Source organism: Moorena sp. SIO1G6 (assembly GCF_010672795.1).
In the GTDB taxonomy this organism is placed as follows: domain Bacteria; phylum Cyanobacteriota; class Cyanobacteriia; order Cyanobacteriales; family Coleofasciculaceae; genus Moorena; species Moorena producens.
The window spans coordinates 1-20792 of the sequence record NZ_JAAHFZ010000065.1 but is presented as its reverse complement, the minus strand read 5'-3'; the positions used below and the strand labels follow the sequence as shown (position 1 = coordinate 20792).

The following is a 20792-nucleotide window of genomic DNA, read 5'->3' as shown; positions in this document are numbered from 1 at the left end:
AGAAGGTTATGTCTAAACCATTTTTAGGTGTTGGAGTAGGATTTCCCATCAGTTTAGATACTAGGGGAGATTTCCAACTTGCGGAATATGAAGAGAGTGTACGCCAGTCAATTGTAATTATCCTTGGTACTGCCAAAGGTGAGCGAGCCATGCGTCCCGACTTTGGTTGCAGCATTTATGATTTAGTTTTTGAGCCCAATTCACCTGCCACTGCTGGTAAAGTATCCCAAGCTATACAGGAAGCCCTACTGTTCTTTGAACCCCGCATTGATGTTATAGATGTGCGCGTTCAATCCCCTATTCCAGAACAAATGCTTGTCAATATCGACTATCAAGTGCGAGCAACCAATAATGTCTTTAACCTAGTTTATCCATTTTATCTAGAAGGAAGTGCAGGTTAATGGCAATAAAAGCTCCTAAAATTGATTCTAGAACGGCAGAGACTATTGCCGCTCAGGTGCAGCAACTGCTGGAACACTATACAGGAGAAACTAAAGATATTCAAGGAACGAGTGCTGCTATAGTTAATATCTTTGCCCGTTTTGCCGAGATTATTATCGAGCGACTCAATCAAGTTCCAAATAAAAACTTTTTAGCGTTTTTAGATTTATTAGGAGCGTCTCGGTTACCACCCCAACCAGCACGAGTACCCTTGACATTTTCCTTAGCTGCCGGAACTACCGTTGATGCAGTAGTGCCAAAAGGAACACAAGTTGCTGCTCCTCCAGGGGAAGGAGAACAAGACCCTGTTATTTTTGAAACTGAACGGGAATTGGTAGTAACAGCCGCCAAATTAGACTCTATTTTTGTGCGGGACCCCCAACAGGATTTGTATAGTAATCATAGTTCAATTCTTACTACCCCAGCATCACCAGGTGTTGATGTTTTTCGGGGCAACCAACCCATTGAACATAGTTTATATATCGGACATAGCAAACTTTTAGGGTTTGCTGAAATTGAGACGTTTAAAGTAACGATTAATTTATCAGAAGTCCTTGGTACTCCAGGAGAAGTAACATGGCAAATTTGCCAGGAAACAGAAGATGGAGCTAATTGGCAAGATATTACACCGAGCAATGATGGAACTGAAGGCTTGACGAGCAGTGGTGATCGCGAAATTGAATTTAGTAATATTACCGCTTTACCGTTAACTACTGTTAATGCAGTAACTAGTCGTTGGCTTCGCTGCCGGTTAGTTACTCCCATTACTCTTGCCGATGAATCTTCAACGGACATGGTATCTGCTAATGAGCTACCAGAAATTGATGAGATAAAAATTGAAGCGAGTATTAGTTCTAGCAACCTATTAATTGAAACGGCTTTTCTTAATCAATTACCCGTTGATTTAACTAAAGAGTTTTTTCCCTTTGGAGAAAAACCGAAGCTTGGGGATACCTTATATTTAGCCAATAGTCAAATTTTTTCTCAAGAAAATGCTCAAATTACTCTTCAGGTTAACTTGAGAAATCCCGCCACAGAAACTAGCGATGAACCAGATGGCGTTCCTACAGCACATACCATAACAGAAATTAGCGGTGAACCAGATGACTTTCCTTTACGTACCAGAGCTTCGAGCAATTTAAGACTTAAATGGGAATTTTGGAATGGTAAGGTCTGGCAAGAATTAGGAACTGCAGCTGTTTACTACAACACTAGTAACAATCCAGAAGCTGAATTTCAAGACACTACCCAGGCTTTTACTGAAAATGGTCAGGTAGAGTTTAACTTATTTGAAAAACCTGTTACCACCACTATTAATGGAGTAGAAAGTTTCTGGATTCGTGTGCGAATTAGTGCAGGTAACTATGGTAGAGAAGCTCGCTATGAGCGTATTGTCCCAACACCAGAGCCACCAGCACCAGAATATCGATTCATTGAGGCAACTTTTGCTCCGCCATTAATTAGCTCAATTGGAGTTAGCTATACATTAACAATATCAGAAGAACCAGAAGCTCTTTTGACCTACAATGATTCAGTTTACTCAAATAACCTAGTTAAACGTATTGACAGCAAAAATAAACTAATTGGGAGCATCCCATTTTGGCAAATATATCTTTTTATATGGGCGGTAGAATCACGATCATACAGCTTAATGCGGTATGTTTATTCCAAAGTATTATGCCCCCAAATAATTCCTTTTAAAGGTACAGAAACTGAACAGCCAGCTTGCTATTTGGGATTTAGTTTACCATTAGCTAGAACAGATTTTCCCAATCGTAAAATCAGCATGTTTACCTGTGTAAATGAGGTAAAATATGGAGATAATAATGTTACATTAGTACCTAATGCAACGGCTGTTAAACAATTGAATAAAACTGAACAAGTTCAACTAGTATGGGAATATTGGAATGGCCAAGCATGGCAACAACTAACCATAAGAGATGAAACCGAAAACTTTATCCGTTCCGGTTTAATTGAATTTCTGCCACCAGGGGATTTTTCACCAAGGGAAGACTTTAATTTACCTCCCCGTTATTGGCTCCGGGTTCAATGGTTAAAGGGTGACTACGAGGTTGAACCTAGGCTGAAACAAGTACTGCTTAACACTACCATGGCAGCACAAACAGCTACGATCCAAAAGGAAATTGTTGGCTCCAGTGACGGGACTGAAAATCAAAAATTTAATACAACTAGTCAGCCAATTTTAGCAGGTCAAGAGCTGGAAGTGCGGGAACCGGAAATACCGTCTGCCCTAGAAAAGGACAAAATTGTCCTTGAAGAAGGGGAAAAGGCGATTACGGTTACTACTAATGAAACCGGAAGACCGCAAGAGATTTGGGTCCGTTGGCATCAAGTCCCGGATTTCTATCAATCAGAACCACGGGATCGCCATTATATCTTTGATAATCTTACCGGAAAAATCACCTTTGGGGATGGACACAATGGACTGATTCCTCCTCCTGGTCAAGGCAATATCCGCATGAGTCGCTATCAAACTGGTGGTGGAACTGCTGGAAACAAACCAGCTGGGGCGATTGTCCAACTCAAAACCACAGTGCCCTATGTGGACAAAGTGATTAACCATCAAGCAGCCGCAGGGGGGGCAGAAGCTGAAACCATTGACTCCCTAATCGAGCGCGCACCTAAAGAAATTCGCCATCGTCAGCGTGCTGTAACTAAGGAAGATTACGAAGATTTAGCCAAGCTGGCTTCACCAGAGGTAACCAGAGCCAAGTGTGTACCCTTAGGGAATTTAAAAACTAATCCCCTGGATCCCAAGCCGGATTTAGCGGGAGCAGTCAGCGTGATTATTGTACCCCGCTCCACGGAAGCTAAACCCCTACCCAGTTTGGAGCTAATCAAGCGCGTCCAAAACTACCTACAAGCCTACACCGAACCCACAGTGGCAATCTCGGTGGTAGGCGCTCTCTATGTCCGTGTCGATATTACTACTGAAATTGCTGTCACTTCCCTAGAAGGATCTCGTGAGGTAGCACAAACAGTGGAACAAACCTTAGCTGGTTTTCTGCATCCCCTAACCGGTGGTTTTGACGGAATGGGTTGGAATTTTGGTCGTCAACCCTATAAATCGGACTTATACCGACTACTGGAGAGAGTGCCGGGAGTAGACCATGTTTCTAGCTTGGAGGTGAATGACATCGAAGAACTAGAAGGTGCTAGCCAGACTAATCGCTTTTTAGTGTATTCCGGCAACCACACCATCGATTTAACCTTTGTGGAATCCTGAGGAGGGTAACTCATGCCAATAGAATTGCCTAATCTTGATGACCGCACCTATGACGACTTGGTGCAAGAAGCCCTGGGTATGATTCCCAGCTATGCACCCCAATGGACTAATCACAATCCTTCTGATCCTGGTATTACCGTCATTGAGCTGTTTGCTTACCTGACCGAAATGGTGCTCTATCGGCAAAATCGGGTAACAGAGGCCAATATGCGGATGTTTTTACAACTGCTGAATGGACCAACTTGGCAGCAAACGGGGGATTTACAGACAGAGATTAAAAATGCCATTACCCAAGTACGCGATCGCTACCGAGCCATCACCTGTGCCGACTTTGTGGAATTAGCCCGAGAAGTAGAAGCAGATAATACCGTTGCGAGGGCACACTGTATACCTCGGCGTAACCTCAACTCGGAAAATGCCTTAGTCGAACCTGTGGATCAACCAGGTCATGTCAGTATTGTTATTATCCCCGATCGGGATGATAGTGAAAATAGCCCCCCTCAACCAAGCTCATTGCTGATTAACGAGGTAAAAAACCACTTAGAAGAACGGCGATTGATTGGCACCGCAATCCATGTAGTTGTGCCACGCTACATCACCATTAGCGTCAGATTAACCATACACCTCAACCGAGAAGCTGAAATAGCACCCAGTGAGGAAAAGATAAATAATGCACTGGAAAACTTTTTCGATCCCCTACCAAATCCTGACAATCCTCAAGGTTGGCCATTTGGTCGAAATGTTTATGTTTCCGAACTCTATCAACTACTTGATGAACTAGAATCTGTAGATTATGTCACCAAAACCAACGAGCAAGACGAAGTATTTTTTCCTCGTCCTGATGCCATAACCAATCAACAACGCCTAGTTAAAACCAAGGAAGATACACCACAGCTAAGTGCCATCCAGCTCAAACCAGAAGAACTAGTCGATTTAGATCTTACCGCCAGCCAGATAGAAATCATATCCCCCTTAGAAACCGTTGATTTCACCGGTTAAAAACCCATGACAAACTCAGCCCGTTCCCCCAGTAAACTTTTAGACTATCTGCCAGAGATTTATCAAAGCGACCCTTTCGTCGGTCAATTTTTACTACCCTTTGAAAAGATTCTTTTTGGGAGTGCAGATGGTGTCAATTTTTCTGAGCAGGGTTTAGAAGAAAAAATTGCCTGTATTTCTAATTACTTCCATCCCCAAGAAACACCCCCAGACTTCCTGCCCTGGTTATCTAGCTGGGTAGCTTTGAGTCTCAGAGCAGATTTAAATGTCCAAAAACAACGAAATTTTCTGGCCAACACCGTCAGACTGTATCGTTTTCGAGGGACTAAAGATAATTTACAAGAACTGCTAGAATTATTTCTAGAGGAAGAAGAAAAAGTCACCATTATCGACGCTTCCAATGCCGAATTTCAAATTGGTGACTCCCCACTCCTGAACCAAATTGATGATCGCGAAAAACTTCCCTCGCGATCGCTCCTGGGTAGAGGCACTTACCTTGGTGGTGGTATACCCCACTTTTTTATAGTAAGAATCACTCCAGCTCAAGGATTAACCCAAGAGCAACTCGACCGACAAATAGAAATTGCTACTGCCATCATCGAACAGGAAAAACCAGCCCATACCAAGTACAGACTAGAAATTATTTATCCTGACACCATGCAGATTGGTACTTTTGATCCTAATTCTGGAGAAGGTACCGGTTCCCAGATTGGAATTGATACTATTTTTGGCAAAATTCCCGAAAATGACGAATCTATCTTAGGAGAGTAAGTACCTGGACGACTGTACTAACTGTGTAAAGTTGCCAAAAGTCCCTCTGCTCCCTGCTCCCTACTCCCTGCTCCCTGCTCCCTATTTCAACAGTTAATTTTACTTTTGTCCGACTACTTAACGATTATGACAGATATACAACGTCCCAATTACTTTACTGCCCAGTTTCTAGTAGAAGAAGACTTTAACGATGAGCAAGCCTACCATCGTGACATGCGCCTGCGTCACAATCGTTTACTCCATGAATGGGGTGTGGTGGCAGGATTAGAAGTAACTAAAGTCGGGGATAAAAGAATTGCGGTTAGTGAGGGCATGGCCATTGATAAAGATGGTCGAGAAATTATTGTTTTACCGGATTCTCCCGTACCAAAAACGATTAACTTAGATGGATTACCACTCAATACAACTATTGAAATTACCATCATCTATCAGGAAATTCAGGAGAACCCTTACCGACTAGGTAACGAAACTAAATACACTCGCATCACTGAACGTCCCAAATTTGTCATCTACGGTGGTAAACAAAGGGAACACTGTGATGACGATAAAGTAGAGGTAAGAACTGGTAGTGCCCCTACCGATGATAATGTGATTCGGTTAGCACGGGTGACCCTAGACAACAACGGTAACGTTAGTACAGTGGATAATTCTGTACGGAAACTAGCCAGTGCTAAGTTATCTACCCTGGATAAGTTAGAGGTAGATGGTACGATTTCCGCTACCAACTTAAATCTGACAGGAGACTCGACTATCGATGGTTCCCTGACAGTGAATGGAAACCTGGAAGTAAAAGGGGATGTGATTGCCCGTGATACGGAGCATATCGCTGGGGATGTGTCCTTGGGGGACCAAGACACTGATGAAGTGAAGGTGACAGGGGTAATTCGCTCTGGGCATTCATCTGGGGCACTGAGGGTGGATGATGCGTTACATACCACTGGTCCTCTAACAGTGAATGGTAATGTTGGTATTGGCACAACTAATCCTCGTCAAAAATTAGAGGTAAATGGAACTGTCAAAGCCACTAGGTTTGAAGGAGATGGTTCGGCTTTAACTGGTATTAGTGCTGGAAAGTGGTCTGATGGTGGTAGTAACAGGATTTACTATAATGCTGGCCATGTCGGCATTGGCACAAATAATCCTAGTGAAAAACTAGAGGTGGATGGAGCTGTTAAGGCAAAATATCTATCAGTTGCCCAAAGTGGTGGTCGGTATAGTGATATGGCAAGCTTTATAAGTAAGAATCCAGAGCCTCCTTACGTGAACTGGTATCACAATAAATCAGGGGGTGATACGGTTCGCTACGGGTATATTCAGGCTGGAGATTTTGGTCAACACAAAGAGTTTAGATTTAGGGTAGAAAACCAAGCTAATTTTACATTTCTCAACGGCAATGTCGGTATTGGGACAACAAATCCACAATCCCTTTTGCAAGTTGGAGTAGGAGGTGTTAATGCCCCCCGCCCCTGGATGACAAGAGGACTACAAGTTGCTTGGGATACTGACCATGTATTTCTAGGATTGAAAGATCAAGGGGCAGATCGCAAAGATTCTGTACTGGCATGGGGAGATAATATCAATGATGCATTCAGATTCATTTTTGCTGCTTCACGTGGTGCTGCAGATGGTCAAGAAATAATGAGGTTACAGCCAAACGGCAATGTCGGCATTGGCACAACTAATCCTAGTCAAAAATTAGAGGTAAATGGAACTGTCAAAGCCACTAGGTTTGAAGGGGATGGTTCGGCTTTAACTGGTATTAGCCCTGGAAAGTGGTCTGATGGTACTAGTAACAGGATTTACTATAATGCTGGCCATGTTGGTATTGGGATAAATAATCCTAGTGAAAAATTAGAGGTGGCTGGAACTGTTAAGGCCATTGCTACTCATACGGGCAGAGATTCAGCCTACGGAGTTTACAGCCAAGCACAAGGCAGTGACAGTGGCAATAAATATGGTTTGTATGCACAAGCAACGGGTGGTAGCAGTGGTAGGCGATATGGTGTCTATGGTGGTGCTTCTGGTGGTAGCTTTCAAATTGGTGGCTATTTCGCTGCTACTCATACGGGCAATAGAACGGCCTTCGGAGTTCAAAGCGTTGTAGTTGGCAATGGCAATGGCACTAAATATGGTTTGCATGCACAAGCAACGGGTGGTAGCAGTGGTACCCGATTTGGTGTTTACGGTAATGCTTCTGGTGGACAAACTCAATATGGTGGCTATTTCATTGCTACTAATACCGGCAATACTAACGCCTACGGAGTTCACAGCACTGTAGGAGGCAATGAAAATGGCACTAAATATGGTTTACTAGCACAAGCCACAGGTGGTACCAGTGGTAGTCGATTTGGTGTCCACGGTCATGCTTCTGGTGGACAAACTCAATATGGTGGCTATTTCATTGCTACTAATACTGGCAATACTACCTCCTACGGAGTTCAAAGCGTTGTCGTTGGTAATGGCAATGGCACTAAATATGGTTTACTAGCACAAGCCACAGGTGGTACCAGTGGTAGTCGATTTGGTGTCAGAGGTAATGCTTCTGGTGGACAAACTCAATATGGTGGCCATTTCACTGCTACTAATACTAGCAATACTACCTCCTACGGAGTTCAAGGCTTGGCAAGTGGTAATGGCAATGGCACTAAATATGGTTTACTAGCACGAGCAACAGGCGGTACCAGTGGTAGTCGATTTGGTGTCTACGGTTTTGCTTCTGGTGGTAGCGATTCATCTGGTGGCTTTTTCAATGCTACTAATACTGGCAATAATACTGCCTACGGAGTTCGCAGTAGTGTAAGTGGCAATGGCAATGGTACTAAATATGGTTTACTAGCACAAGCAACAGGTGGTACTAGTGGTAATCGATACGGTGTCTACGCTAATGCCAATGCAGATAATGATAGTAGTGCAAATGTATATGGTGTCTACGGTCGTGCCAGTGGTGGCAAAACTAGTTATGCTGGCTACTTCGAGGGTAATGCAAATGTAACAGGTAATTTAACCGCTGGCCGTGTCGGTATTGGCACAAATAATCCTACTGAAAAATTAGAGGTGGCTGGAACTGTTAAGGCCACTAGGTTTGAAGGGGATGGTTCTGGTTTAACTGGGATTAGTGCTGGTGGTGGAACCAAGTGGTCTGATGGTGATAGTAACAGTATTTACTATGATGGCAAAGTGGGGATTGGTACCAAAACCCCTAAGAGCACACAGCATATTGTCGGTGACTTAGTTCTTGGCAAAGATGTTAATAACCAGAAGTTTATTTTTCATTCAAGAACTTTTAAGAATGGAGATTTACTCCACTTCACTTGTGATCAACCTGACGGCAATTGGGATTGGACCAAAGGCATAATATTCTATCGCAATGGTGATGTCACCATTAGAACTAGCAAATTAGAGGTAAATGGAACTGTTAAAGCCACTAAGTTTGAAGGGGATGGTTCTGGTTTAACTGGGATTAGTGGCGACGGACAGTGGCAGACATTATCTGGTAACAATATTCGCTACAATGGCGGTGTTTTGGTTGGTAATTACCTTCTCCCTAGAACTAATGAATCGAAAGAAAGAGGAGTATCCGGTGCCAGCTTCGCCATAACAGAAAAAGTAAATAATATTCCGCGCTGCTACGGTGTTAGGGGTCATTTCCAGGGTTTTCTAACTTCTATCGTTGTAAAAGATGAAAAACATCCAGACGAAATTATAGTTAAAGATGAGATTAAGGACACCACAGATGATAGTTTTGAAGCTAAGAGTTCAAGTTTAGGAGTAATTACTGCAGAAAACAGTCCTGAGTCTGTGAAACCTGGGGATTTTATTGAACAGCGAACTGAGATCTCTGTAGAGGCAGTTGATACCATTGAAGGGACTACTGATCGACCTATTGATACCATTGAAGGAGACAAATCTCCACAGCCAATTCCAAAGCCAGGTTTTTTTAAATCTGGATATGGTGGCTATTTCACTGCTATCAATGGTGGGGCATCTACTGTCTACGGAGTTTACGGTGAAGTAACAGGTCGTCAAGGAAGTACCTCCTTTGGTGTTTACGGTAGTGCCACAGGTGCTGGCAACAATTATGCTGGCTACTTCAATGGTATAGTGCATGTAACAGGTAATATAACAGCTAACAATCTCCAACAAAGATCATCACGAGAGTTCAAAAAGAATATTAATACCCTGGCCATAGAAGACGCCCTAGAAACCCTCAAAGGACTCAATCCCGTCCAATTCCGCTACAAAGAAGATGACCAAAAAGAAACCCACATTGGATTTATTGCCGAAGATGTGCCGGATTTAGTAGCAAGTCGCGATCGCAAAACCCTCAGTCCGATGGATATCGTAGCGGTTTTAACTAAAGTGGTGAAGGAGCAAAACAATACTATTTATTTGCTAATGGAAAAGGTAAAAAATTTGGAACATAAAAGTCAATCTAGCGCTTTTTAGCCTAATCAGGTAAACAGAATTTTTTACTTCTTCCCTATTCCCTATTATGACGTTACTGCTCCCTGCTCCCTGTTCCCTGCTCCCTGCTCCCTGCTCCCTGCTCCCTGTTCCCTATTCCCTATTCCCTGCTCCCTATTCCCTGCTCCCTGCTCCCTACTCCCTGCTCCCTATTTCAACAGTTAATTTTAGTTTTGTCCGACTACTTAAGGATTATGACAGATATACAACGTCCCAATTACTTTACTGCCCAGTTTCTAGTAGAAAAAGACTTTAACGATGAGCAAGCCTACCATCGTGACATGCGCCTGCGTCACAATCGTTTACTCCATAACTGGGGTGTGGTGGCAGGATTAGAAGTAACCAAAACCGGGGATAAAAAAATTGCGGTTAGTGAGGGCATGGCCATTGATAAAGATGGTCGAGAAATTATTGTTTTACCCAATTCTCTTGTACCGAAAACCATTAACTTAGATGGATTACCACTCAATACAACTATTGAAATTACCATCATCTATCAGGAAATTCAGGATAAGCCTTACCGACTAGGTAAGGAAACTAAATACAGTCGCACCACTGAACGTCCCAAATTTCTCATCTACGGTGGTATACAAAGAGAACACTGTGATGAAGATAAGGTGGAGGTAAGAACTGGTAGTGCCCCTACCGATGATAATGTGATTCGGTTAGCACGGGTGACCCTAGACAACAACGGTAACGTTAGTACAGTGGATAATTCTGTACGGAAACTAGCCAGTGCTAAGTTATCAACCCTGGATAAGTTAGAGGTAGATGGTACGATTTCTGCTACCAACTTAAATCTGACAGGAGACTCGACTATCGATGGTTCCCTGACAGTGAATGGAAACCTGGAAGTAAAAGGGGATGTGATTGCCCGTGATACCGAGCATATTGCTGGGAATGTGTCCTTGGGGGACCAAGACACTGATGAAGTGAAAGTTACAGGGGTAATTCGCTCTGGGCATTCATCTGGGTCACTTAGGATAGATGATGCGTTACATACCACGGGTGCTCTGACAGTGGATGGTAATGTTGGTATTGGCACAAATAATCCTAGGCAAAAATTAGAGGTAAATGGAACTGTCAAGGCCACTAGGTTTGAAGGAGATGGTTCTGGTTTAACTGGGATTAGCGCTGGTGGTGAAACCAAGTGGTCTGATGGTGATAGTAACAGGATTTACTATAATGCTGGCAATGTCGGCATTGGCACAAATAATCCTAGTGAAAAATTAGAGGTAAATGGAACTGTTAAGGCAAAGTCGCTGACTATCGAAGACAACCTCACTGTCAATGGCAATATTACAACCTCTGGCATGATTAGGGGGTCATCAATGCCGCCTAATCTAATCAGAAATTCCTACATGAATATACTCGATGGCAACAAGCCTGCTGGGTACAGAATCCTTGGGAATGTTACTTTAGAAGCAGCACACCCTTTCACAAAAGGGTTTGAAGGACCCTATGTAGGCAAAAAACCAGCCAATGCTGCCGATAGTGTAGATGATGCAACCGAAGAAAATCCCTATTGGTTTGGCAGAACTAACAAAGGTGCGCGAATAAAAAGAGGTGGTTTAGCTGATGGTTGGGCTAGTTTTCGTGACGGTAGGATTTTGAAAATTACTGGGGATAATTCAGGACCACATACCATGATACTTTTTCCCTTTGAGTCCCGAGGTAATTTTTTAACCAAAAAGTACGTACATCTCAAAGCTTGGCTCAAGATTTCTTCCGGTAAACAAGTGGGATTTGGCGAACTTGCTGGGTGGTCTAATAAGGTTAGAGGGGGCATTGGCATTACGAAAGAGCAAAGTGATAATGCTCCAGATGGTTGGTATCGAGTAGATGGCGTAATTCCCACATCTGAGGTTACGAGTTTGGGTGGTCAGAGTTTTTCTATGGGTATAGCGGGTGACGAGGCTGACGGATCTTTTGAAGTATATCTAGCCTTACCATACCTAGCCAATTTAGATAATGATAGCTGGCTTCCTAGTGTTTCTGATATGCTTTCGCGGGATGGGCTAACAGTTCATCCTAGTTCTAGTAACGTTGGTATTGGGACAACAAATCCTAGTACAAAATTAGAGGTGGATGGAACTGTTAAGGCGACTAAATTTGAGGGAAACGGTTCTGTCGGTAATGCGGAATTAGCTAATAACTCAGTGACCAATCAAAAAATTGCTAATAACTCGGTCAACGCTGTCAAAATTCAAAATGGCACTGTCGGTAATGCCGAATTAGCCAATAACTCGGTGACCAATCAAAAAATTGCTAATAACTCGGTCAACGCTGCCAAAATTCAAAATGGCACTGTCGGTAATGCCGAATTAGCCAATAACTCGGTCAACGCTGTCAAAATTCAAAACGGTTCTGTCGGTAATGCGGAATTAGCCAATAACTCGGTCAACGCTGCCAAAATTCAAAATGGCACTGTCGGTAATGCCGAATTAGCCAATAACTCGGTCAACGCTGCCAAGATTCAAAACGGTTCTGTAGGTAATGCCGAATTAGCCAATAACTCGGTCAACGCTGCCAAAATTCAGGACGGGACCGTGGGTACTGCGGAGTTAGCCAATAACTCGGTCAACGCTGCCAAAATTCAAAATGGCACTGTCGGTAATGCGGAATTAGCCAATAACTCGGTCAACGCTGCCAAAATTCAGGACGGAACCGTAGGTAATGCGGAATTAGCCAGTAACTCGGTCACCAATGCCAAAATTGCCAATGATGCAGTCAACGCTGCTAAGATTCAAAACGGCACTGTTGGTACTGCGGAATTAGCCAATAACTCGGTGACCAATGCCAAAATTGCCAATAATGCAGTCAACGCTGCCAAGATTCAAAACGGCACTGTCGGTACTGCGGAATTAGCCAATAACTCGGTCACCAATGCCAAAATTGCTGATAATGCGGTCAACGCCGCCAAGATTCAAAATGGCACTGTCGGTACTGCGGAATTAGCCAATAACTCGGTCACCAATGCCAAAATTGCTGATAAGAGTATTAGCATGGTTAAACTTGATGATGTCACTAGGAGGGAACTGGATAACGCTTCTCAGGTTCAAAGTCTACAAACGCAAATCAGAAATCTAGAACGGCGAATCAGAGTTATAGAACGGCGATTACGTATAGATATTGTTGTCCCTGATCCTGACCCTGATGATCCTATTATTACACCTAATCCTCCACAGATTCCTGACCCTGAGCCTAACATAGATATTCCTTAGCAATAAAGCTAACGGTTCAAAGCTTACTGGCGTTACAACCAGAACATTAGCATACACTCAGTCTGTAAAAATTGCATCATCATATTAGTAGGAACGGCCAAGGAAAAGGTGAACCATATGGGATATCAACGGACAAGCCAAACCAAAAACAACCAAACCACCCCAAGGGGAAAAACCGTTCAAGCTAAGCCAACCCCCTTGGCTACCCATAGTCCGGTTCACCCCCTCCTGAAACTGCAAAGAACCATCGGTAACCAAGCAGTCAATCGCCTGATCCAGACAAAAATGCAAGTGGGGGAACCCAATGATGTGTACGAAAAGGAAGCAGACAGTGTTGCAGCCCAAGTAATGCGGATGTCAGCACCCCCAGTGCAAAATTCCATGGAGGAAGAGGATGTTCAAACTAAGCCGATCGCCCTACAGTTACAATCCCAGGAAGAGGAAATACAAACTAAGCCCATAGGGCTACAGTTACAATCCGAGGAAGAGGAAATACAAACTAAGCCGATAGCGCTACAGTTACAATCCCAGGAAGAAGAAATACAAACTAAAGCAAATCCTGGTCAAACCCCACAAGTATCATCTAATTTAGAAACCAAAATCCAATCCCGACGGGGTACCGGTCAAGCTCTGCCAGACTCTACCCGTGCTTTCATGGAACCCAGATTTGGGGCTAACTTTAGTGGCGTGCGGGTGCATACTGACTCTAGTGCCATACAGATGAATAAGGAGTTGGGAGCCCAAGCCTTTACCCATGGTAGGGATATTTTCTATGGTGCTGGTAAGTCTCCTGGTAATAATAGTTTGACGGCCCATGAGTTGACCCATACGATACAGCAGACCGGGGGAATTCAGGCGAAGGTAATTGATCAACAGGCCAAGAAGACAAATAAATTCGAAAACAAGACTGGGTTTGCTATTCCGATCAAGGATACTCCGGGGAATGGGGTCAATCAAGAATCCCAGACTCTTGTCAAGGATACTGATATTAAACCAGAAGTCGAGGCAGAAAATACAGTTAACACAGAGGTAGTTGCACCTCAAGAAACTGCTGAGACTAAGGCTGTTTCAGCCCCAAAGCCGGAAACCAAGGCAACATCGGTTAGTTCTGGAGTTTCTCCACAGAAAAACCAGGAGGCAATGGCTCCAGAAGCAGGTAATCAAGGGATGAAAGCTGAGGTAAATCAAGAAACCACGGCAACACCTGCTGAAACAACACCCCAAGAAACTACTGCTGCTTCCCCAGAGTCAGATCCAGATTTTAAAGCAGTAGTTGCTAAAGCTAAGGGAGTTGCCAATAAGCAAAAACAACACGCCCCAGCTAGTACAAAAGCGAAACAAGCCCAAGCTGCAGCGGTAAGTCCTGCCTCGGAAGTAGAAAGCAAAGCACAAGCAAATCAAGTGGGTGAGATGGAACAGGCTCCCACTCCTGGTTTTAATGCTGCTGCTTTCAAGGCTAAATTAATGGAGCGCATCAAGTCAGCAGCTCCGAAAACTCTTGAAGAAGCGGATGAGTTTAAGGAAAGTAACAAACTGGCTTCTGTCAAGATCCAGATGCAAAATACCGTTAAGCAAGAGCAAACTGCATCTCAAGCACCCTTAGAACAGAAGGCGAAACAAGCACCGGATACCAGCAGTATTAAACCCAAATCAGTAACTCCCCTACCTGCCAACAAAGCGGGAGCAGTAACCAAAAATATTGGTGCTGATAAAGCTATTCCTAAAGCCAAGGGACAAGGTGAAGTGGAGGCACCCCTACAAGAAAGTAGCCAAAAACTTGACCAACAGATGGCTGTGGCTGATGTTACTTCGGAACAGTTAGCTAAATCCAATGAACCCCAATTCCAAACAGCTTTAGCAGCAAAACAAGAGGCTCAAACTAATGCCAGCCAAGCACCCCAAGCCTATCGTCAGTTTGAACAAGACCAGTTAACCCAAGCCCAAGGGGAAGCTGCAACCACAGCGGGGCAACAACTCCAAGGAATGCATGGCTCCCGGGCTCAGTTATTAGCTCAGGTTACCAATCAGCAAATTAAAACTAAGGGTAAGGATGAGCAAGAACGAGCTAAGGTTGCTGGGGATATTCAAAAGATTTACAACCAAACTAAAACTAAGGTTGAGGACATTCTCAATGGCTTAGATGGTAAGGTTAATCAAGAATTTGACGCTGGTGCCAATCAAGCCACCAAAGCCTTCGAGAACTACGTTGATGAAAAAATGAAGGCTTACAAAGATGAGCGTTATAGTGGCGATTTCGGTTGGTATCTTTGGGGTAAGGATAAATTACTAGGTTTACCATCAGAGGTTAATGCTTTTTATCAAGAAGGACGACAACTTTACCTGGCAAAAATGGATGTTGTCCTCAATAAAATCGTCAACATTATTGGTACTGCCTTAACCGATGCTAAAGCAGAAATTGCCAAGGGTAGGCAAGAAATTAAAGACTATGTAGCTAAATTACCCGAAAACCTGAAAACTGTAGGTCAACAAGCCGCTACGGATATTCAAAGTCAATTCGACCAGTTGGAACAAAGCGTTGACAGCAAACAAGATCAGCTAATTAATACTCTGGCCGAGAACTATAACGAAAAGCTGCAAGCTGTTAATGCCCGCATCGATGAGATGAAGGCTGCTAATCAGGGGTTAGTTGATCAAGCAGCCAATGCCATAACTGGAGTCATCGATACCATTAATAAACTCAAAGACATGTTGCTGAGTGTCTTGAGTAAAGCGTCTGATGTAATTGGTAACATTATTAAAGACCCCATCGGCTTCCTAGGCAATTTAATTAGTGGTATTAAACAAGGCTTTGAGAATTTTGTCGCTAATATTGGGCAACATCTACAAGCCGGTTTAATTGGCTGGTTAACTGGAACCCTGGGACCGATGGGTATTCAACTACCCGATGACATCTTTAGCTTACCGGGAATATTCAGCTTAGTAACCCAAGTCTTGAACTTGACATTTACCTATATTCGTGGTAAAGCAGTCAAGCTCTTTGGGGAACCAGTAGTAGCTGGCATGGAGAAAAGCGTGGAAATATTCCAGATATTACGCGATCGCGGACCCATGGGACTGTGGGAACATGTTAAGGAACAGTTCAACGACCTGAAACAAACAGTCATCGAAGAAATCAAGAGCATGGTCGTTACCGAGGTGATCACCGCCGGGGTGAAGTGGGTTCTGAGCTTGTTGAATCCTGCATCAGCCTTTGTGAAAGCCGCCATGGCAATCTATGACATCATCATGTTCTTTGTTAATCGCGGTAGTCAGGTGCTGGAATTGGTAAATGCAGTTGTGGATGCCGTGAGTGCGATCGCATCTGGTGCAGTTGGTGGTGCCGCGAAGTTGGTAGAGAATGCTTTAGCCAAAGCTGTACCAGTGGTGATTGGGTTCTTGGCTTCGCTGTTGGGTATTGGTGGTTTGGCGAAGAAGGTTGAGAAGATTATTGGTAAGATTCGCGAGCGGATTGACAAGGCGATTGATAAGGTGTTGTTGAAGGCGAGGGGGTTGTTTAAAAAAACAGTTAAAAAAGGAAAAGATAAAGTAACTGCTCTGGTAGAGTGGTGGAAGGCCAAGAAGAAATTCAAAGCTAAAGATGGTGAATCTCATACCTTATCCTTCAAGGGTCAAAAAAGTTCTTCAAAATTAATGATTGCTAGTACCCCAAAAGTATTAGATAGCCATTTATCTGAACTTAAAGCCAAGAATGCCAAACTATCAGATGATCAAGTTAAACTTGAGAATACTAAAAAGTTAAAATCCATTGAATTAAGTGCCACGAAAATTGATAAGCTTAAATCAGATAAATCTATAGGGAAAGGAGTAGGAGAGGAAATCTCAAAAGAATTAGGTAAAATTGCTAAAAATCTTGCTAGTATTCAAGTATTAGATACAGGTGTACCACCATCTAAGGTGAAATGGACACAGCAAGGTGAAGATGGGAAATCTATGAAAGCTGAACCTCTTAGTTTAGATCCGGGAGGTTTACAAGGTAGTCAACCTTCTGAAGAATCAGCTTTATGGAAAAAAGTATCTTTAAGAAATACTGCCAAAACCACTACCTATATCCGAGGTCATCTTCTCAATCATCATGTTCATGGGCCTGGTAGTAAAAATAACTTAACACCTATTACAGGTGCTTTGAATAATAAAATGGAACGGGAAGTAGAAAGTGTTGTAAAAAATAAAGTTTTGGGAGATAAAAAAGTCGTTAGTTATGAAGTAAAAGCTAACTATGGAAAACATTCAGGTAGAGTTAATATTCCAGAAGAAGCAAATTTAGCTACCTCTTTGGAATTTCAACTTTCAGAGATGGAAGTTGAAGCAGGAAAAGATCCCAAGCAATCATCAAGCTGGAAAAAAACGAATAAAATTGATGTTACTCCATCTATGAATCATGATCTTCCTCCTGATTTCCCTGTGGGTAAATTACCTTCTGTAGATTTTGGAAAAGCTCCTTTAAGAGATGTTGTCGAAAAGCTCACTGCAATAGAAGGTATAGGAAAAGAACCTGCAACAGTAATTGGTGATTTGCTCAGAAATAACCGCAAACGAGATAGAAATGATATTGATGAAAAAGAATTGATGGGTATTCCCGCTTTAGGAAAGGCAAAAATTAATAAAATCAAGGATAAAATCAAGGAAAATAAATTTTAAAACATTCAAGTTGCTAGTTAAAACAACAAGCTTTAAATCCTCTGAAAGTAATTAACGATTATGGATAATACCGAAACACCTAAGGAAATCAATAATTACACTGGTTATAGTCAAAATCTAAATAAAAATAATGGATTACAGGCATTAGATAATGTAGGTAAATTTTTACAAGAAAATGGTTGGGATACCCAATTTATAGAAAAAAAAGAAGCTTATAAATTTAACTTTCAAAGTGAACATGGCATTGGAATTGCTTATGCTCAAGTTCTGACCGATTTAGAACAGTTTTTATTTTATGTGATGATGCCATTTAAGATACCGGAAGAATCCCTAAATACGATAGCTGAATTGATTACAAGGGCAAATTATGGCTTACGGGTTGGAAATTTTGAAATGGATTATGAAGACGGAGAAGTTCGCTACAAAACTTGTATAGATTTTGAGGGAGAAATTTTAACAAAAGGCTATATTAAGAATGCTGTTTATCCAGCCTTAAAAACAATGGAAAGATATGTACCAGGTTTTTTAAGTGTCGTTTATGGTGGTCAAACTCCAGAAGAAGCTTTAGCTGTCTTAGAAGAATAGTGCGATCGCTTATATTATAGGGTGCGCCCTTCGACAGCGTAACCCACCAAAGCCAATGCTATGCCACCGCATACCCAGTATGTTGACGAATCTCGGGGGGATGAAAAGCAAGAACAATCCTATCCTTCGGTACTCCTGAAGCAACCAGTTCATCTGTGATCCCATCTTCCATACCGTCGTAGTGAATCCAGATTTTACCATCCCGGATTGAACCATGAACAATTGTAGCATTACAATCCTTTCGAGGAGGTAATCATCCAATGGAAAAAATATAAAAGTACCGATTAATCATCTGCCAGCTATTAACTAATCATGCCACCTTAGAAGCAAATAATCCAAATTTATAGATTGAGTGTCAACTTAATTTTGACACAGAACATGACCATTATCAACTTTTAGATATCGGCTGGGATGGACTCAAACGAGTTTACAACTGTTTCATCCATTTAGATATCAAAGATGGCAAAGTTTGGATTCAGCGAAACATGACAGAAGCTGATTTGGCGCAAGATTTGGTAGACATGGGTATACCGAAAGCAGACATTATTCTCGGTTTACATCCCAGTTATAAACTTCCTTACACAGGCTACGGAGTGGCTTAGTAGTGGATTGGCTTAACAATAAAATTAATTATAATAATGATGAGTAATCATTTTGATTTAGATAAAATAGGAAATATGTAAAATCTCTAGTAAATGCCCAAAAAAATCAGGGTTCTTAAACAAATGCTTCGCCAAGCGGGTTTTAGAGAAATACCAGGTAAAGGAAGCCATACAAACTGGATACATCCTCTTTATTCTGGGAAACTCACAGTTTCAGGTAAAGACGGAAACGATGCTAAGCCCTATCAAGAAAAGAATGTAAAAAAAGCTATTGATGAAGTAGAAGGTAACATTAATGATAAGCCAACTTAAATATCAAATGATAATTCAATGGTCAGAAGAAGATAATTGTTTTTTAGTTGGTTTCCCTGACTTCCCCGGACAAAAATGGCGGACTCATGGAGAAACTTATGAAGAAGCAGTTAAGAATGGAACTGAAGCCTTAGAATCTTTGGTAATAGCCTATCAAGAAACAGGTGAAACTCTTCCTGAACCAACTATTAGTAAGGCAGCGTAGTGCGAACGCGCCCCGCGTGACCTACGGTCAATCGCGTAGCGTAGCCCTTTGGCCTAATCGCTGATCTTGTAGGGTGCGCCCTTCGACAGGGTAACCCACCAAACCAAACACTATGCGATCGCATACCCAGTATGTTCACGAATCTCGGGGGGATGAAAAGCCAGAACAATCCTATCCTTCGGTACTCCTGTGGCAACCAATTCATCCGTGATCCCATCTTCAATTGACATCTTTAGCTTACCGGGAATATTCAGCTTAGTAACCCAAGTCTTGGGCTTGATATTTGCCTACATTCGTGGTAATGCAGCCAAACTCTTTGGGAAGTAGTAGCTGGCATGGAGAAAGCCGTCGAAATATTCCAGGTATTACGCGATCGCGGAGCCATGGGACTGTGGGAACATGTTAAGGAACAGTTCAACGACCTGAAACAAACAGTCATCGAACAAATCAATAACATGGTAGTTACCCAGGTGATCACCGCCGGGGTGAAGTGGATTCTGAGCTTGTTAAATCCAGCATCAGCATTTGTCAAAGCCGCCATGGCAATTTATGACATCATCATGTTCTTTGTTAATCGCGGTAGTCAGGTGCTGGAATTGGTAAATGCAGTTGTGGATGCCGTGAGTGCGAACGCGCCCCGCGTGACCTACGGTCAATCGCGTAGCGTAGCCCTTTGGGCTAATCGCATCCGGTGCAGTTGGTGGTGCTGCGAAGTTGGTAGAGAATGCTTTAGCGAAAGCTGTACCAGTGGTGATTGGGTTCTTGGCTTCGCTGTTGGGTATTGGTGGTTTGGCGAAGAAGGTTGAGAAAATTATTGGTAAGATTCGCCAGCGGATTGATCAGGCGATTGATAAGGTGTTGTTGAAAGCGAAGGGGTTATTTAAGGGCAAAAACGGTAAGGGGAGTAAGAATCAGCAAAGTAAAGAAAAAGTAGTTGAAGGCGGACTTAGAGACTTACATGTTGAAGAGAATAAATATTTAAAGGACAATAAAATAACTAAAGCTGTAAGCATTCAGCCGTCAGCGGTCAGCCGTGAGCTAAAAGCTCACGCTACTTGAGGTGCTTTCCGTAACATAGATTAAACGAATACTTACCTGTTTTCTTGATCCCAAGCGCGAGTGGGGGAAACCACGGCAGACCGCGAGTGGGGAGGGGCTGTGTGCGGAACCTGCGTCCGCACCGCTGTTTGCCCCGTGGGAACCCCCGCAGGTCGGCACTGCCTCCCCTGTTCCGAAGCTGCATCGCTTATTCAAAAGCTGTTCGGTGTAGCTTGCCCATAGCC

General features: G+C 42.9%; 12 protein-coding genes and 3 pseudogenes. 13 read left to right on the top strand and 2 right to left on the bottom strand.

Annotated elements, in window-relative coordinates:
* The first annotated feature begins 8 nt into the window (after window positions 1–8).
* The 8 genes from F6K63_RS31595 (at window position 9) to F6K63_RS31560 (ending at window position 18390) form a co-directional block, all read left to right on the top strand.
* Window positions 9–401, top strand: coding sequence for a GPW/gp25 family protein (locus F6K63_RS31595; RefSeq protein ID WP_071103399.1), 393 nt, complete (start codon window positions 9–11; stop codon window positions 399–401).
* The gene (locus tag F6K63_RS31590; RefSeq protein ID WP_287314235.1) at window positions 401–3688 is read left to right on the top strand and encodes a putative baseplate assembly protein; all 3288 of its coding nucleotides are present in this window, start codon (window positions 401–403) and stop codon (window positions 3686–3688) included. The genes F6K63_RS31595 and F6K63_RS31590 overlap by 1 nt, the downstream gene beginning before the upstream one ends.
* 12 nt (window positions 3689–3700) lie before the next feature.
* Window positions 3701–4687: a baseplate J/gp47 family protein gene (locus F6K63_RS31585; RefSeq protein ID WP_071103401.1), complete on the top strand. Its 987-nt coding sequence runs from the start codon at window positions 3701–3703 to the stop codon at window positions 4685–4687.
* A gap of 6 nt (window positions 4688–4693) precedes the next feature.
* On the top strand, window positions 4694–5458 hold the full coding sequence (locus F6K63_RS31580) for a phage tail protein (RefSeq protein ID WP_071103402.1): 765 nt from the start codon (window positions 4694–4696) through the stop codon (window positions 5456–5458).
* A gap of 126 nt (window positions 5459–5584) precedes the next feature.
* Window positions 5585–9904, top strand: a complete 4320-nt coding sequence (locus F6K63_RS31575; protein WP_287314230.1) for a tail fiber domain-containing protein — start codon at window positions 5585–5587, stop codon at window positions 9902–9904.
* A 212-nt stretch (window positions 9905–10116) separates the two neighbouring features.
* Window positions 10117–13146 carry a hypothetical protein gene (locus F6K63_RS31570; protein ID WP_287314228.1) on the top strand — a complete coding sequence of 1010 codons (3030 nt, stop codon included), beginning with the start codon at window positions 10117–10119 and terminating at the stop codon, window positions 13144–13146.
* Between the two features lie 117 nt (window positions 13147–13263).
* Window positions 13264–17805 carry an eCIS core domain-containing protein gene (locus tag F6K63_RS31565; protein ID WP_287314226.1) on the top strand — a complete coding sequence of 1514 codons (4542 nt, stop codon included), beginning with the start codon at window positions 13264–13266 and terminating at the stop codon, window positions 17803–17805.
* Window positions 17806–17865: 60 nt separating this feature from the next.
* The gene (locus tag F6K63_RS31560) at window positions 17866–18390 is read left to right on the top strand and encodes a YbjN domain-containing protein (protein ID WP_287314224.1); all 525 of its coding nucleotides are present in this window, start codon (window positions 17866–17868) and stop codon (window positions 18388–18390) included.
* Between the two features lie 58 nt (window positions 18391–18448).
* On the opposite strand, the pseudogene F6K63_RS31555 reads toward F6K63_RS31560, so the two are convergent.
* Window positions 18449–18613 (bottom strand): annotated as a pseudogene (locus F6K63_RS31555) (element excision factor XisI family protein); the annotation flags it as partial.
* A gap of 64 nt (window positions 18614–18677) precedes the next feature.
* Here F6K63_RS31555 and F6K63_RS31550 point away from each other — a divergent pair.
* The 3 genes and pseudogenes from F6K63_RS31550 (at window position 18678) to F6K63_RS31540 (ending at window position 19509) form a co-directional block, all read left to right on the top strand.
* Window positions 18678–18992: pseudogene (locus tag F6K63_RS31550) on the top strand (XisI protein).
* A gap of 93 nt (window positions 18993–19085) precedes the next feature.
* The gene (locus F6K63_RS31545; RefSeq protein WP_287314222.1) at window positions 19086–19304 is read left to right on the top strand and encodes a type II toxin-antitoxin system HicA family toxin; all 219 of its coding nucleotides are present in this window, start codon (window positions 19086–19088) and stop codon (window positions 19302–19304) included.
* Window positions 19291–19509, top strand: a complete 219-nt coding sequence (locus tag F6K63_RS31540) for a type II toxin-antitoxin system HicB family antitoxin (protein WP_044491941.1) — start codon at window positions 19291–19293, stop codon at window positions 19507–19509. Before F6K63_RS31545 ends, F6K63_RS31540 begins: the two co-directional genes overlap by 14 nt.
* Before the next feature lie 110 nt (window positions 19510–19619).
* Here the strand turns inward: F6K63_RS31540 and F6K63_RS31535 are convergent.
* Window positions 19620–19733 (bottom strand): annotated as a pseudogene (locus tag F6K63_RS31535) (element excision factor XisI family protein); the annotation flags it as partial.
* 111 nt (window positions 19734–19844) lie between these two features.
* On the opposite strand from F6K63_RS31535, the gene F6K63_RS31530 reads away from it, so the two are divergent.
* On the top strand, window positions 19845–20315 hold the full coding sequence (locus F6K63_RS31530) for a hypothetical protein (protein WP_008178120.1): 471 nt from the start codon (window positions 19845–19847) through the stop codon (window positions 20313–20315).
* Entirely contained in the window at window positions 20299–20568 is a 270-nt protein-coding gene (locus F6K63_RS31525) for a hypothetical protein (protein ID WP_287257074.1), read from the top strand. Before F6K63_RS31530 ends, F6K63_RS31525 begins: the two co-directional genes overlap by 17 nt.
* Window positions 20569–20792 lie beyond the last annotated feature (224 nt).

What these genes read in the sequence shown, in the direction of transcription:
- F6K63_RS31595 (WP_071103399.1), top strand. Translation starts at nt 9, where the DNA reads ATGTCTAAACCATTTTTAGGTGTTGGAGTAGGATTTCCCATCAGTTTA.
- F6K63_RS31590 (WP_287314235.1), top strand. Translation starts at nt 401, where the DNA reads ATGGCAATAAAAGCTCCTAAAATTGATTCTAGAACGGCAGAGACTATT.
- F6K63_RS31585 (WP_071103401.1), top strand. Translation starts at nt 3,701, where the DNA reads ATGCCAATAGAATTGCCTAATCTTGATGACCGCACCTATGACGACTTG.
- F6K63_RS31580 (WP_071103402.1), top strand. Translation starts at nt 4,694, where the DNA reads ATGACAAACTCAGCCCGTTCCCCCAGTAAACTTTTAGACTATCTGCCA.
- F6K63_RS31575 (WP_287314230.1), top strand. Translation starts at nt 5,585, where the DNA reads ATGACAGATATACAACGTCCCAATTACTTTACTGCCCAGTTTCTAGTA.
- F6K63_RS31570 (WP_287314228.1), top strand. Translation starts at nt 10,117, where the DNA reads ATGACAGATATACAACGTCCCAATTACTTTACTGCCCAGTTTCTAGTA.
- F6K63_RS31565 (WP_287314226.1), top strand. Translation starts at nt 13,264, where the DNA reads ATGGGATATCAACGGACAAGCCAAACCAAAAACAACCAAACCACCCCA.
- F6K63_RS31560 (WP_287314224.1), top strand. Translation starts at nt 17,866, where the DNA reads ATGGATAATACCGAAACACCTAAGGAAATCAATAATTACACTGGTTAT.
- F6K63_RS31545 (WP_287314222.1), top strand. Translation starts at nt 19,086, where the DNA reads ATGCCCAAAAAAATCAGGGTTCTTAAACAAATGCTTCGCCAAGCGGGT.
- F6K63_RS31530 (WP_008178120.1), top strand. Translation starts at nt 19,845, where the DNA reads ATGGAGAAAGCCGTCGAAATATTCCAGGTATTACGCGATCGCGGAGCC.